Source organism: Bacillus sp. 0209A (assembly GCF_036765095.1).
In the GTDB taxonomy this organism is placed as follows: Bacteria; Bacillota; Bacilli; order Bacillales; family Bacillaceae; genus Bacillus; species Bacillus subtilis_G.
This window is the reverse complement of the sequence record NZ_JBAIZV010000003.1, coordinates 771141-785072: the sequence shown is the minus strand read 5'-3', so window position 1 is coordinate 785072 and position 13932 is coordinate 771141. Positions and strand designations below refer to the sequence as shown.

The 13932-nt window shown below is 44.0% G+C and carries 15 protein-coding genes, 1 tRNA gene and 1 riboswitch; of the genes, 14 read left to right on the top strand and 2 right to left on the bottom strand.

The annotated features are described in order from the left end of the window. Positions 1 to 3 precede the first annotated feature (3 nt). Positions 4 to 182: riboswitch (Lysine riboswitch) on the top strand. Between the two features lie 127 nt (positions 183 to 309). Further along, a complete protein-coding gene (locus V6D44_RS14935; protein ID WP_202326999.1) occupies positions 310 to 1539 on the top strand; it encodes an aspartate kinase in 1230 nt (409 codons plus the stop codon). A gap of 38 nt (positions 1540 to 1577) precedes the next feature. Here V6D44_RS14935 and V6D44_RS14930 read toward each other — a convergent pair whose 3' ends face one another. Beyond that, complete coding sequence (locus V6D44_RS14930) at positions 1578 to 2024, bottom strand: YslB family protein (protein ID WP_087992360.1); 447 nt, start codon at positions 2022 to 2024, stop codon at positions 1578 to 1580. Between the two features lie 292 nt (positions 2025 to 2316). On the opposite strand from V6D44_RS14930, the gene sdhC reads away from it, so the two are divergent. From sdhC to V6D44_RS14865, 13 genes are all read left to right on the top strand, one after another. Then, complete coding sequence (gene sdhC / locus V6D44_RS14925) at positions 2317 to 2925, top strand: succinate dehydrogenase cytochrome B558 (protein WP_003222512.1); 609 nt, start codon at positions 2317 to 2319, stop codon at positions 2923 to 2925. Positions 2926 to 2958: 33 nt separating this feature from the next. Then, positions 2959 to 4719, top strand: a complete 1761-nt coding sequence (sdhA, locus tag V6D44_RS14920) for a succinate dehydrogenase flavoprotein subunit (RefSeq protein WP_087992359.1) — start codon at positions 2959 to 2961, stop codon at positions 4717 to 4719. 2 nt (positions 4720 to 4721) lie between these two features. Then, positions 4722 to 5483 carry a succinate dehydrogenase iron-sulfur subunit gene (gene sdhB / locus V6D44_RS14915; RefSeq protein ID WP_087992358.1) on the top strand — a complete coding sequence of 254 codons (762 nt, stop codon included), beginning with the start codon at positions 4722 to 4724 and terminating at the stop codon, positions 5481 to 5483. 56 nt (positions 5484 to 5539) lie between these two features. Further along, positions 5540 to 5983: an acyl-CoA thioesterase gene (locus tag V6D44_RS14910; RefSeq protein ID WP_289347830.1), complete on the top strand. Its 444-nt coding sequence runs from the start codon at positions 5540 to 5542 to the stop codon at positions 5981 to 5983. 115 nt (positions 5984 to 6098) lie between these two features. Further along, the gene (gene gerE, locus V6D44_RS14905) at positions 6099 to 6323 is read left to right on the top strand and encodes a spore germination transcription factor GerE (RefSeq protein WP_003184172.1); all 225 of its coding nucleotides are present in this window, start codon (positions 6099 to 6101) and stop codon (positions 6321 to 6323) included. Between the two features lie 248 nt (positions 6324 to 6571). Further along, positions 6572 to 7012, top strand: a complete 441-nt coding sequence (locus V6D44_RS14900) for a MarR family winged helix-turn-helix transcriptional regulator (protein WP_003222521.1) — start codon at positions 6572 to 6574, stop codon at positions 7010 to 7012. Positions 7013 to 7019: 7 nt separating this feature from the next. Beyond that, positions 7020 to 7838: a glutamate racemase gene (gene racE / locus V6D44_RS14895; RefSeq protein ID WP_087992355.1), complete on the top strand. Its 819-nt coding sequence runs from the start codon at positions 7020 to 7022 to the stop codon at positions 7836 to 7838. A gap of 115 nt (positions 7839 to 7953) precedes the next feature. Beyond that, the gene (gene gerM, locus V6D44_RS14890) at positions 7954 to 9054 is read left to right on the top strand and encodes a spore germination protein GerM (protein ID WP_087992354.1); all 1101 of its coding nucleotides are present in this window, start codon (positions 7954 to 7956) and stop codon (positions 9052 to 9054) included. Positions 9055 to 9164: 110 nt separating this feature from the next. Next, positions 9165 to 9902 carry a ribonuclease PH gene (gene rph / locus V6D44_RS14885; protein WP_253268458.1) on the top strand — a complete coding sequence of 246 codons (738 nt, stop codon included), beginning with the start codon at positions 9165 to 9167 and terminating at the stop codon, positions 9900 to 9902. A gap of 12 nt (positions 9903 to 9914) precedes the next feature. Then, positions 9915 to 10511 (top strand): XTP/dITP diphosphatase, encoded by a 597-nt coding sequence (locus V6D44_RS14880; RefSeq protein WP_202327009.1) that lies wholly within the window; start codon positions 9915 to 9917, stop codon positions 10509 to 10511. A gap of 15 nt (positions 10512 to 10526) precedes the next feature. After that, complete coding sequence (locus tag V6D44_RS14875; protein WP_333516660.1) at positions 10527 to 11036, top strand: YfcE family phosphodiesterase; 510 nt, start codon at positions 10527 to 10529, stop codon at positions 11034 to 11036. A gap of 130 nt (positions 11037 to 11166) precedes the next feature. Continuing rightward, positions 11167 to 11240 (top strand) — tRNA-Arg (locus V6D44_RS14870). A gap of 302 nt (positions 11241 to 11542) precedes the next feature. Then, a complete protein-coding gene (locus tag V6D44_RS14865; RefSeq protein ID WP_253268456.1) occupies positions 11543 to 12808 on the top strand; it encodes a Kelch repeat-containing protein in 1266 nt (421 codons plus the stop codon). Between the two features lie 163 nt (positions 12809 to 12971). Here the strand turns inward: V6D44_RS14865 and V6D44_RS14860 are convergent, their stop codons facing one another. Next, positions 12972 to 13796, bottom strand: a complete 825-nt coding sequence (locus tag V6D44_RS14860) for a YsnF/AvaK domain-containing protein (RefSeq protein WP_253268455.1) — start codon at positions 13794 to 13796, stop codon at positions 12972 to 12974. Positions 13797 to 13932: the final 136 nt, after the last annotated feature.

Here is a 13932-nt window from a genome sequence, read left to right as displayed (position 1 = left end):
TATGGTGAAGATAGAGGTGCGAACTTCAAGAGTAAGCCTTTGGAGAAAGATGGATTCCGTGAAAAAGGCTGAAAGGGGAGGTCGCCGAAGCAAATAAAATCCCATCGGTGTTATTTGCTGGCCGTGCATTGAATAAATGTAAGGCTGTCAAGAAATCATTTTCTTGGAGGGCTATCTCGTTGTTCATAATCATTCATGATGATTAATTGATAAGCAATGAGAGCAAATTCCTCTCATTGCTTTTTTTATTGTGGACAAAGCGCTCTTTCTCCTCACCCGCACGAACCAAAATGTAAAGGGTGGTCATTCATGGGTCTAATCGTACAAAAATTCGGAGGTACTTCCGTCGGCTCAGTCGAAAAAATTAATAATGCGGCAAACCGCGTCATCGCGGAAAAACAGAAAGGCCATCAAGTCGTCGTAGTCGTTTCAGCTATGGGGAAATCGACTGACGCATTGGTCAGCCTTGCAAAAGACATCACCGATCAGCCGAGCAAACGCGAAATGGATATGCTGCTGGCGACAGGCGAACAGGTCACGATTTCCCTGCTTTCAATGGCGCTGCAGGAAAAAGGCTATGACGCGGTGTCCTATACTGGCTGGCAGGCGGGAATCCGCACGGAATCCGTACACGGAAACGCCAGAATTACAGATATCGACACTACAGTTTTAGCAAGCCAGCTTGAGCAAGGAAAGGTTGTGATTGTCGCGGGATTCCAAGGCATGACGGAGGATTGTGAAATCACGACATTGGGCCGGGGCGGTTCAGACACAACAGCGGTCGCTTTGGCTGCCGCATTAAAAGCGGATAAATGTGACATATACACCGACGTGCCCGGCGTGTTTACAACCGATCCGCGGTATGTGAAATCAGCGAGAAAGCTTGCCGGAATCTCATACGATGAAATGCTTGAGCTTGCCAATTTAGGCGCCGGCGTTCTTCATCCGAGAGCTGTTGAATTCGCGAAAAATTACCAATTGCCGTTAGAAGTGCGTTCAAGTACAGAAACAGAAGCGGGGACATTAATTGAGGAGGAATCATCCATGGAGCAGAATTTAATTGTCAGAGGCATTGCGTTCGAAGATCAAATCACAAGGGTAACAATCTACGGGCTGACAAGCGGCCTAACCACTTTGTCTACCATTTTTACAACGCTTGCCAAAAGAAATATTAACGTGGATATCATTATCCAAACGCAGGCGGGAGACCATGATGCCGGGATTTCCTTCTCTGTTAAATCTGAAGACGCGGACCAGACTGTTGAGGTGCTTGAAGAGTACAAAGGCGCGCTGGAATTTGAGAAAATCGAGACAGAAAGCAAGCTGGCTAAAGTATCCATTGTCGGATCAGGTATGGTATCAAATCCTGGTGTAGCGGCTGAAATGTTTGCTGTACTGGCGGAAAAAAACATTTTAATCAAGATGGTTAGCACATCTGAAATCAAAGTGTCAACAGTCGTAAGCGAAAATGACATGGTGAAAGCGGTCGAAGCGCTGCACGATGCATTTGAGCTTTCAAAACACCCTTCAGCTGTGTAATCAAAAAAGGCGGGACTATGCAGTCACCGCCTTTTTGATTACACAGGGTCTTTCATATCCCATTTCACAGTCAGAACCACTTTATCGGCTCTCTTTTTCACTTGTTCATATGATTCGGCAATCTGGTCATTCATCAATTGAATTTGTTCAGCGATAAAACCAGCTTCAAGCTGAAAGCATGGTTCTTTCTGATGTTTAAGGCGGTTGGAAATGATCGGCCCTTCAAGTTCAAATTCAAGCTCCTGTTTTTTAGCGCTTGTGTTAGTGAGGGTTCCCCAGCCCGCTTCTTCAAAGAAGGCCGGAAATTCCTCCCATGATTCAAGAGGAAACTTACGGGCGAGATGTTTCCCTGCCCAATACATCATGGAAGAGTAATCTTGGCCAAGCATATCTGGGAGAACGATCTCTCGTATTAGTTCGTAGGCATAGGCGTTCATTTCAATTTCTTTTAGATTGTCAATAGATCCTTCAAATTTAGACTTCATAGCTGTCTCCCCTCTCTCCTTCGTATATTATAGCCCAAAGAGGGGGGAGGATTACAGAATGATCCTGTAATTCTTATGAAAAATTAAGGGAGAAATATATATTGATAAAATAAAATTTTTAAATCAACTAATTAATTCGGAAAATTGTAATTTATGTACGCGTTTTCTTGACGCCCTTTTGAGGGAGGAGTAAAATGAAATTGTCAATAAATCTTAATAAAGTGCTTACAATTGAAAGAAGTGGGGGAAGAGATTTAGCACATTTCGCACTTATCAAACAGGGGGTAAAGTAATGTCTGGGAACAGAGAGTTTTATTTTCGAAGATTGCATTCCTTGCTTGGCGTCATACCGGTCGGCATCTTTCTCATTCAGCATTTAGTCGTCAACCAGTTTGCCGCAAGGGGCGCTGAAGCATTCAATAGTGCTGCTCATTTTATGGATAGTCTGCCTTTCAGGTATGCATTGGAAATTTTTATTATCTTCTTACCATTAATTTATCATGCAGTTTATGGTGTGTACATAGCGTTTACTGCAAAAAATAACGCAGGTCAATACAGCTATATGAGAAATTGGCTCTTCGTCCTGCAGCGTGTAACCGGTATCATCACCCTCATTTTCGTCAGTTGGCATGTGTGGGAAACCCGTATTGCAGCACAAATGGGCGCTGAGGTCAATTTCGACATGATGGCGAATATTTTGAGCTCTCCGGCTATGCTTGGCTTCTACATTGTCGGTGTTTTATCAACAATTTTCCACTTCTCGAACGGTTTATGGTCTTTCGCTGTTACATGGGGCATTACGGTAACGCCTCGTTCTCAAAGAATTTCGACATACGTTACGCTGATTATTTTTGTTGCACTGTCATACGTAGGCTTAAAAGCGATTTTCGCATTTGTATAAGAGTACTAGATTACTAGAGGGAGAGGGGCTATCATGAGTCAATCAAGCATTATCGTAGTCGGCGGGGGTCTTGCCGGCCTCATGGCGACAATTAAAGCAGCGGAATCAGGAATGGCGGTTAAGCTTTTTTCCATCGTTCCTGTCAAACGTTCTCATTCGGTTTGCGCGCAAGGCGGCATAAACGGAGCGGTCAACACAAAAGGGGAAGGCGACTCTCCGTGGGAGCATTTTGATGACACTGTATACGGGGGAGACTTTCTTGCGAACCAGCCGCCGGTCAAAGCGATGTGTGACGCAGCGCCTTCTATCATCCACTTATTAGACCGGATGGGCGTCATGTTTAACCGGACGCCTGAGGGCCTGCTGGATTTCCGCCGATTCGGGGGTACACAGCACCACAGAACAGCTTATGCGGGTGCGACAACGGGACAGCAGCTGCTTTACGCACTGGACGAGCAAGTGCGCAGATACGAAGTTGCGGGTCTGGTTACAAAATACGAAGGCTGGGAATTCCTTGGCGCTGTATTGGATGATGACAGAACCTGCCGCGGAATTGTTGCGCAAAACCTGACAAACATGCAAATTGAATCCTTCCGTTCAGACGCTGTCATCATGGCGACGGGCGGACCGGGGATCATTTTTGGAAAATCGACCAACTCCATGATTAATACAGGATCTGCTGCGTCGATCGTTTATCAGCAGGGAGCGTATTATGCAAACGGAGAATTCATTCAAATTCACCCGACAGCCATACCGGGCGATGACAAACTAAGACTGATGAGTGAATCGGCGCGCGGTGAAGGCGGACGCGTGTGGACATATAAAGACGGGAAACCGTGGTATTTCCTGGAAGAAAAATACCCAGCTTACGGAAACTTGGTGCCGCGTGATATAGCGACACGCGAAATATTTGATGTGTGTGTCAACCAGAAGCTCGGCATTAATGGTGAAAACATGGTGTATCTTGATCTGTCCCATAAAGATCCCAAAGAGCTTGACATTAAGCTCGGCGGCATCATTGAAATTTATGAGAAGTTCATGGGAGATGACCCGCGGAAGCTTCCAATGAAAATCTTCCCGGCGGTTCATTACTCAATGGGCGGTTTATGGGTGGATTACAATCAAATGACAAACATCCCGGGACTGTTTGCGGCTGGGGAATGTGATTACTCTATGCACGGCGGCAACCGTTTGGGAGCGAACTCCCTGCTCTCCGCGATATACGGGGGAATGGTGGCCGGACCGAATGCCGTGAAATATGTAAATGGCTTAGAATCTTCAGCAGAAGACATGTCTTCCTCTTTATTCGACGCTCACGTCAAAAAAGAAGAAGAAAAATGGGCTGACATTATGAGCATGGACGGAACCGAAAATGCCTATGTCCTTCACAAAGAGCTCGGTGAGTGGATGACGGCAAACGTAACGGTTGTCCGCCATAACGATAAGCTTTTGAAAACGGATGACAAAATTCAGGAATTAATGGAGCGATTTAAAAAGATTAACATCAATGATACGACAAAATGGAGCAATCAGGGGGCGATGTTCACACGCCAGTTCTCGAACATGCTTCAGCTTGCGAGGGTGGTTACCCTTGGCGCTTACAACCGCAATGAAAGCAGGGGCGCCCATTATAAACCGGATTATCCTGAACGTAATGATGATGAATGGCTCAAAACAACAATGGCTAAACATGTAAGCCCGTATGAAGCGCCAGAATTTGAGTATCAGGATGTCGATGTATCACTGATAACGCCTCGGAAACGGGATTACTCGAAGAAGAAGGTGGCGAAATAATCATGAGTGAACAAAAAACCATACGATTTATTATCACACGGCAAGATACAACCGACAGCACGCCTTACGATGAAGAATTTGAGGTTCCATACCGCCCGAACCTAAACGTCATTTCCGCTTTGATGGAAATACGCAGGAATCCGGTTAACGTTAAAGGTGAAAAGACAACCCCTGTTACATGGGACATGAACTGTCTTGAAGAAGTGTGCGGCGCATGTTCAATGGTCATAAACGGAAAGCCACGCCAGTCTTGTACGGCGCTTATCGACCAGCTTGAACAGCCGATCCGCTTAAAACCAATGAAAACGTTCCCGGTCGTGCGTGATTTGCAGGTTGACCGGAGCAGAATGTTTGATTCATTGAAAAAAGTAAAAGCGTGGATACCGATTGACGGTACGCACGATTTGGGACCGGGGCCGAGAATGCCGGAAAAACGCCGTCAATGGGCATATGAATTATCAAAATGCATGACGTGCGGCGTCTGCCTCGAAGCCTGCCCGAATGTGAACAGCAAATCGAAGTTCATGGGGCCGGCACCGATGTCTCAAGTCCGCCTGTTTAACGCACATCCGACAGGCGCCATGAATAAATCTGAGCGGTTAGACGCACTGATGGATGAAGGCGGCCTTGGAGATTGCGGCAACTCGCAAAACTGCGTTCAATCTTGCCCGAAAGGCATCCCGCTCACCACTTCGATTGCAGCCTTAAATAGAGATACAAACTTACAAGCGTTCCGCAATTTCTTCGGAAGCGACAGAGTATAAGAAGAAAAAACCTCTTCCGCATGGGAGAGGTTTTTTTAATAAGGAGATGAGTAAAGATGAAGCTTCCCGCTTATATTGATATGCCGTTTCAACAATGGAAGACGTCCTTTTCTTTTTTTAATGAAGTATCCGTGCGATTTTCCGAGACGGACATGTTTGGACATATGAATAATGTAACGCCTTTTATATACTTTGAGGAGGCGCGGATTTCTTATTTTAAAAAGCTGAATATGATGAATCAAAACAAACAGACTATGACGGTCGTGGCAAGCCAGCAATGCGATTATCTGCGCCAAGTCATGCCTTATGAAGAGCTGCGTATCTATGTGAAAACAAGCGCCGTCGGCAGCTCATCCCTTACCTTGCATTATCTCGGAGAAAATCGGGAAGGCGAGCCCTGCTTCACCGGAGCAGTTGTGATGGTCCAAGTTTCAAAGGAAAGCGGCAAGACTGTCAGCTGGACGGATGAGGAGAAAGAAACGCTCCTCCATACACCATAAACTAATTCTCTTGTAAACGTCACCTCCTGTGCCCTTCTTACATAAGATATCTTGACTATATCAAAACCCATTCGTTTCTGATTCGCTCTCACCTTAGCAAGGAGGGTTACAATACTTGAAGGAGAAAGAATTTCAATCGAAGCCGCTGCTAACGAAAAGAGAAAGAGAAGTGTTCGAATTGCTCGTTCAAGATAAGACAACAAAGGAGATTGCAAGCGAGCTATTTATCAGTGAGAAAACCGTTCGAAACCATATTTCAAATGCCATGCAGAAATTGGGTGTGAAAGGGCGTTCGCAAGCCGTTGTTGAGCTTCTTAGAATGGGTGAGCTAGAGCTTTAATCCTTGCCGGTATTCCTTCTTTTCAGGAAGGAGCCGGTTATTGCTGTTTGTTTGGAACGTTTGAAACCATATTTGGAATGCTATGCAAAACTTGGATGGCAAAGCTTAAAACAGTTTTTGCTATTTGATGTTGTTTGCCTAAAGTCCTCTAATTCTCTCGCGCGAGTCTTGCATTTTCTTCAAAAAAGAAGGAAAATAGACACGGAACGCTTTTGTGCGTAAGAGATCCTTGAGTGAGGGATGGACAAATGACATCAAAACCTTTGGAGCATGTTGCGGATATTGAAAAGTCACTCCGCCACATTGCCGCGATCATTAAGCAAAAAGGACGAGAAATCCTTAACCAATATGCAATTACGCCGCCGCAATTTGTCGGCCTGCAATGGCTTTATGAACTAGGAGATATGACAATCGGCGAACTATCGGGCAAAATGTATCTGGCATGCAGCACGACAACGGATTTAATCGACCGCATGCAAAAAAATGAGCTTGTCGAGCGGGTCAAGGACCCGGCGGACAGACGTGTGGTCCGGATACATCTTCTGCCTGAAGGAGAACGGATTATTCAAGAGGTCATTACAAAAAGGCAGGAATATCTGCGTGATATGTTCGAAACGTTTACAGATGAAGAAATAGCCATCTTCGAAAAATCATTGATGAAACTGCAGCATGAAATGAAGAGAAAATGAGGCGATTTTGTTGGGGCAACCAATAGGAGTCATTGATTCCGGGGTTGGCGGTTTAACCGTTGCAAAGGAAATCATGAGACAGCTACCAAAAGAAAATATTATCTACGTCGGGGATACGAAACGGTGTCCATACGGGCCGCGTCCTGAAGAAGAAGTGCTTCAATATACGTGGGAGCTGACGAATTATTTACTCGAAAACCACCACATTAAAATGCTCGTGATCGCCTGCAACACAGCAACAGCGATCGCATTGGAAGACATCCAGCGAAGCGTCGGTATACCAGTGGTCGGAGTGATCCAGCCGGGTGCGAGAGCAGCGATAAAAGTGACGGAAAATCAGCATATCGGAGTCATCGGCACAGAGAATACAATTAAGAGCAATGCGTACGAAGAGGCGCTTTTGGCATTAAATTCTGACCTGAAGGTTGAGAACCTTGCCTGCCCGCTGCTTGTGCCTTTTGTAGAAAGCGGAAAGTTTCTTGACAAGACAGCAGACGAGATTGTCAAAACATCCCTGTATCCGTTAAAAGACACATCGATTGATTCACTGATTTTAGGCTGCACCCACTATCCTATTTTAAAAGAATCCATTCAGAGATATATGGGAGAGCACGTAAACATTATTTCGTCCGGCGATGAAACAGCAAGGGAAGTCAGCACGATTCTCTCATATAAAGGGCTGCTGAACCAGTCTCCGATTGTTCCGGATCATCAGTTCCTAACAACAGGAGCACGTGATCAGTTTGCGAAAATCGCAAATGACTGGTTTGGCCATGAGGTGGGCCATGTGGAATGCACTTCACTGCAAGAACCGATTAGAAAATAGCTTTGCCCCGCAACGTTATGTTGCGGGTTTTTTCTGTTTTGCCGGAATTCTTCGGTCTATTTCCTGATAAGGGCTCGTATACATAATAGTACAAACAGCCTTAGGAGGGAAAAGTATGCTGAAAAAAGGACCTGCAGTCATTGGTGCCACTTGTCTCACCTCTGCCCTGCTTTTATCCGGATGCGGTTTGTTTCAATCTGATAAGGCAGGCGAGGAAATTGATCCGCCTCAAGACGTTACATACGTGAACGATGAAGCGGGGGCCGATTCAAATACAACAGCAGCCGAAAAAACAGAAAGTGAAAAAAACGATACCGCCAAAGCGGATCAAGCCGCATCTACAATCATGAGGGAGCTTTATCTCATTGATAAAAACGGGTATGTCGTTGCGCAAACGCTGCCTCTTCCAAAAAGTGAAGGCACGGCCAAGCAGGCGCTTGAATACCTCGTTCAGGGCGGACCTGTGTCAGAAATTCTTCCGAATGGCTTCAGAGCCGTATTGCCGGCTGACACAACCGTTAACGTTGACATCAAAAAAGATGGAACTGCAATCGCCGACTTCTCTAATGAATTTAAAAATTATAAGAAAGAAGACGAACAGAAAATTGTTCAATCCGTGACGTGGACGCTTACGCAATTCAGTTCGATAGATAAAGTGAAGCTGAGAATAAACGGCCATGAATTGAAGGAGATGCCTGTAGGGGGCACGCCGATCTCAGATGATTTAAGCCGTAAAGACGGGATTAATATGGAAACATCGGGCGTAAATGATCTTACCGCAACACATCCGCTCACCGTTTATTATTTGGCGGAAAACGAAGACAGTGAGTACTATGTGCCTGTGACGAAACGGATCGACAATACTGAAAAAGATGATATTTCTGCAGCGATCAACGAATTGGCTAAAGGCCCAAGCAAAGTGAGCGGGCTGTTAACAGATTTCAGTGATGACGTAAAGCTGGTCAGTAAGCCGAAAATCAAAGACGGACGCGTGACGTTAGATTTCAATCAATCCATATTCGGCAGCGCTGATGAAAAGACAAAAATGATTTCTTCAGAAGTGCTGAACAGCATTGTGCTGACGTTAACGGAGCAGCCGAATGTAAAAAGCGTTTCCGTCAAAGTAAACGGGAAATCAGAGCTTGTAAATGAAAAAGGCGAAAAGCTCACTGAACCGGTCTCCAGACCATCTCAAGTGAATACGGGTAGTTTTTAAATTGAAATTTTTGATATACTAGAAAGAAAGAGGTTAGCGTTCCGGCTGCCTCTTTCTTTATTCAATTCCGGAACAAAAATGGTTTATGTACATACAATCGGAGGTAAAACATGAGACATGACGGAAGACAACATGATGAGCTGCGTCCAATCACATTTGATTTGGATTTTATCAGCCATCCGGAAGGTTCTGTTCTAATAACAGCGGGAAATACAAAAGTAATCTGCAACGCGTCTGTTGAGGATCGCGTGCCGCCGTTTTTGCGGGGCGGGGGAAAAGGCTGGATTACAGCTGAATACAGCATGCTGCCGCGGGCAACAAACCAAAGAACAATCAGAGAGTCTTCTAAGGGGAAAGTTACCGGCAGAACAATGGAGATCCAGCGCCTGATCGGCCGCGCGCTTCGGGCAGTCGTAGATTTAGACAAGCTCGGTGAACGTACGATTTGGATTGACTGCGATGTCATTCAGGCTGATGGCGGAACAAGAACTGCTTCTATTACAGGAGCATTTCTAGCCATGGCAATTGCGATTGGCAAGCTGCTCAAAGCGGGAACGATCAAGGCAAATCCGATTACTGATTTTCTTGCTGCGATTTCTGTCGGAATTGATAAGGAACAGGGAATTTTGTTAGATTTAAATTATGAAGAAGATTCTTCCGCTGAAGTTGATATGAATGTCATTATGACAGGCGGCGGCCGCTTTGTGGAGCTGCAGGGAACCGGGGAAGAGGCGACTTTTTCACGGGATGATCTGAACGGTCTTCTCGGTCTTGCGGAAAAAGGCATTCATGAACTGATTGACAAGCAAAAAGAAGTGCTGGGTGATTCTCTGCCAGAACTGAAATAAGTACAGAAAGGCTTGAACATCATGAAAGAAGCAATTATTGCGACACATAATCCGGGAAAAGTGAAGGAATTTAAAGAAATCCTTGAGCCAAAAGGCTATGATGTCAAATCGTTAGCTGAAATCGGATACACAGAAGAAATCGAAGAAACAGGCCATACGTTTGAAGAAAATGCTATTCTCAAAGCAGAAGCTGTTGCCAAAGCAGTGAACAAAATGGTGATTGCGGACGACTCGGGTCTGTCCATCGATAATCTTGGGGGCCGACCCGGCGTTTATTCCGCCCGCTATGCAGGGGAACAGAAAGACGATCAGGCAAATATCGATAAAGTTCTTAACGAGCTGAAAGGAATCGAAAAAGAACAGCGTACCGGCCGTTTTCGATGCGCGCTGGCTGTGAGCATCCCTGGTGAGGAAACAAAAACAGTCGAAGGCCATGTTGAGGGGTATATCGCTGAAGAGCCGAGAGGAGAATACGGTTTTGGCTATGACCCGATCTTTATCGTAAAAGATAAAGATCAGACAATGGCCGAACTGACAAGTGATGAAAAAAATAAAATCAGCCACAGGGCTGACGCGCTTAAAAAGCTGTCGAAGCTTTTAGAGGCATAAGGAGGAAGCTTGTACATGAACGTGCTGATTATCAGTGACAGCCATGGGCTTGAAGAAGAACTCCAAACCATCGCGAAACGGCATGAAGCGGAAGTTGATCTCATGATTCATTGCGGAGACTCTGAACTCGAAACCGGGCATCCGGCATTGGATCCTTATAAGGTTGTAAAAGGAAATTGCGATTTTACAGGCGATTTTAAGAACGAGCTTCTTCTGAATGCCGGTTCAAAAAAAATACTGGTCACACACGGCCACCTTCACGGTATAAAACAGACCTTGTTAAACGTATACTATCGTGCAGAGGAGCTCGGAGCGGATATGATCTGTTTCGGGCATTCGCACATCGCGGGAAGCGAAGTGCTGCGCGGAAAACTAATGATTAATCCAGGCAGCATCCGGCTTCCAAGGGTGCGCAGGACAGAAAGCTATGCTATACTGACTTTAGAAAATGACGCCGCAACAGTGCGTTTTTACGACCAAGCAGGCCATGAAATTGACGATCTGCAAAACCGTGTCCCACTATGAAAATGTCATGAGGAAGAAATTTTTCTTCCTCATGAAAAAAATTCTAAAAAACCGTTGACTTATTGCTGCATCCCATATATAATAAATCTTGTCGCTGATAGTTAAAGCGAAAAACGAAAACACAAAACGTGTCCCAGTAGCTCAGCTGGATAGAGCAACGGCCTTCTAAGCCGTCGGTCGGGAGTTCGAATCTCTCCTGGGACGTCTAAAAAAAGTCTCAAACCATGAAGTTGGTTTGAGGCTTTTTTCTTTTGAGAATTCTATATTGTTTTGAATTTGAAAACTAATCAGAAGGTATTGAAAAACTGTTGATATCAATAATTATATTGCTGAGGAGTTTTATGACAATCTTCGATGGAAACGTCAGTCAGAAGAAAAGCAGAGCGGTTTTTTTCGATTTAAGATGATGGGATTTATAAATTGGTAAAAATATTTGAAAGTTAAACTTTCGATAAGAAAAGACGATATTACAGGAGTTAGCTAATTTTATAAAAGGAGTGATATTTTTGAAAAAAGTAATTCTATTGTTAGTGCTGACTTTTTGTGGAATCGTAAGCCCTTTTTATCAAGCGCATGCAACAGAAGAGGAAAAAGGGTGGGTGAGCAAGGCTGACTTACCTGAACCAAGAAGCCATGCGGCAACAGCTGTGGTTGGAAATGAAATTTATGTTATCGGTGGATTCGGTAAAAATAGATCAGCTACAAATACTACACTTGTATATGACTCACAGAAAGATACATGGTCAAAGAAAGCAGATATGCCAATAAACTTAGCGGGATCAGCTGTAGCTGTAGTAAAAGAAAAGATTTATGTCATGGGAGGAAATAAAACTAACACGGATTCAAATCATAATTCTTCAAAACTATTAATTTATGATACCAAAACAGATACGTGGGAAGAAGGGGGAGATGTACCAAAAAAAAGCTATTTGGGCACAGCGGTAGCCATTGATAATACCATCTATCTCATAACACAGCAGGATACATCTACACCTAGACATTTCGCTTATGACACTTTATCAAAGACATGGACAAACAAAGCGAACCAACCAACAAATGCAAGAGCTGCCGCTTCAGCTGTTGTGAACGGAAAAATTTATTACATTGGCGGCGGATCTAATGGTGGCGGAAAAAATATTTACGAATATAATCCGTCGAGTGATTCTTGGCAGAGGAAAGCGGATTTAATAAATCCTTTATGGTATACTTCCGCGGCGGTGTCGGATGGAAAAATTTATATAGTCGGAGGGTTCCTTTCTGCATCTACTACAGTTAGTAATAACGTCCAAGTGTATGATCCTGCATCTGATAAAGTAAGCATTATGGAAGAAAAAATACAGCATGCTCGCGCAGGGGCAGGGACGGTTTCAATAAATAACGAGCTTTATACTGTTGGAGGGGCGCCAAAAAGCAATACGCAAAGCAATGCCTTTAACTCTTTAGAAAAATATACAATTACAGAAACTGTGAATACTCCAAATCCAGGCGCGAATGACGGTAACAAAACAAAACCAGATGATGAAACTGTATCTGATGAGGGTGAAGCCTTCCTTGTCATCACGATGATTAACGGTCTACAAAAAGAGTATCAGCTTCCAATGAAAGAAGTGAACAGTTTCCTTAAATGGTACAAGCAGCGTGATGCTGGAGAGGGATCAGGTTTTTATGAAATTGATGAGCATGATAATAACAAAGGACCCTTTGAAAGTAAAAAGGACTATGTTGTTTTTAACAATATTTTGATGTATGAAGTGAATAAATACAAAAATTAAACGTATTTTAAAACCATTCAGTATAGTGATGGACGGTTTTTTGTATGAGTCTTTCTGAAAATTGGAGAAAAATAAATCCTTATTATGGTAGTTTTATCATTAACAGCTGAATATAAAAGGCTGCCTTGACAATATATCAAGGCAGCCTTTTACATGTACTAATTTATTTGTTATTTAACGAATCATCATCCAAGCCGTCAACTTTTCCTTCTTTATTGAGACGAGGCTCTTCTTTTTTCACGGTGTCGGAAATGTGCTCATTCTCTTCGACAGTCCGTTTTCCGACAACCACTTCATCAGTGACGACCGGTTTTTTAGTCACTTCCAGCTTTTCCTCAACGATTGGAACTCTAACCGTTTCTGAATCATTGACGGGAGAAGCGTCCGCTGTATTTTCATCCACTGGGCGGCGTTCAACATAAATTTCATCGCGTCTCACCGGGATGTCCATATCTCTTTGTTCTGTTTTCACTTCTTTTCCAATCTCTACTTCTCCAGTTTGAACGTCTTCCTTATCGACTTTCAGTTGTTCTTCCCTCAGCGGCATTGTTTTTTCTTCTTTCGTTGTATAATCCGCCATGTCGTTTGTGCTTGAAAAGCCGCCTGAAAGAGCATTGCCGTTATCAATAGGTGGATTGACTTCTGCATCTGTATCAACAGCCACAAGGAGTTTCCCATCATCCAGATCCTCTTGATAATTTTCTATTTCGCCAGTCGTAATATCCAAATCTGATAATGTCTTGCTGTGTGCGGCAGTATCATCCATTGTAAAATAATCTTTCAGCTTATCAAAAAATGATTCGGATTCATCCTCATGTGCATCGACGGCTTGATTGACCTCTGTTCCTGTCCGTGACTCAAGATAATCTGTATCTCGCCGGCTTGTCACAACCGAAATATCGTCAGAATCAAAACCTTTTGTTATTAAGCCTTCAATGGCTGCAATGGTTTCCTGCGGCGTTTCGCATACACCAACTATGCTTTTCATATTAATCTCCTCCTTTATCAATTTTGCATTTTATCGTTCATGTCGTTTTTAATTCCCGCTGAACTTTGAAATAAACAAAATTGAACGCATTGGGGAGTTTCAAGGGACAAAAAAGGATAGATAAGTCAGATCCTCC

What these genes read in the sequence shown, in the direction of transcription:
- V6D44_RS14935 (WP_202326999.1), top strand. Translation starts at nt 310, where the DNA reads ATGGGTCTAATCGTACAAAAATTCGGAGGTACTTCCGTCGGCTCAGTC.
- V6D44_RS14930 (WP_087992360.1), bottom strand. Translation starts at nt 2,024, where the DNA reads ATGAAGTCTAAATTTGAAGGATCTATTGACAATCTAAAAGAAATTGAA.
- sdhC (WP_003222512.1), top strand. Translation starts at nt 2,317, where the DNA reads ATGTCTGGGAACAGAGAGTTTTATTTTCGAAGATTGCATTCCTTGCTT.
- sdhA (WP_087992359.1), top strand. Translation starts at nt 2,959, where the DNA reads ATGAGTCAATCAAGCATTATCGTAGTCGGCGGGGGTCTTGCCGGCCTC.
- sdhB (WP_087992358.1), top strand. Translation starts at nt 4,722, where the DNA reads ATGAGTGAACAAAAAACCATACGATTTATTATCACACGGCAAGATACA.
- V6D44_RS14910 (WP_289347830.1), top strand. Translation starts at nt 5,540, where the DNA reads ATGAAGCTTCCCGCTTATATTGATATGCCGTTTCAACAATGGAAGACG.
- V6D44_RS14900 (WP_003222521.1), top strand. Translation starts at nt 6,572, where the DNA reads ATGACATCAAAACCTTTGGAGCATGTTGCGGATATTGAAAAGTCACTC.
- gerM (WP_087992354.1), top strand. Translation starts at nt 7,954, where the DNA reads ATGCTGAAAAAAGGACCTGCAGTCATTGGTGCCACTTGTCTCACCTCT.
- rph (WP_253268458.1), top strand. Translation starts at nt 9,165, where the DNA reads ATGAGACATGACGGAAGACAACATGATGAGCTGCGTCCAATCACATTT.
- V6D44_RS14875 (WP_333516660.1), top strand. Translation starts at nt 10,527, where the DNA reads ATGAACGTGCTGATTATCAGTGACAGCCATGGGCTTGAAGAAGAACTC.
- V6D44_RS14860 (WP_253268455.1), bottom strand. Translation starts at nt 13,796, where the DNA reads ATGAAAAGCATAGTTGGTGTATGCGAAACGCCGCAGGAAACCATTGCA.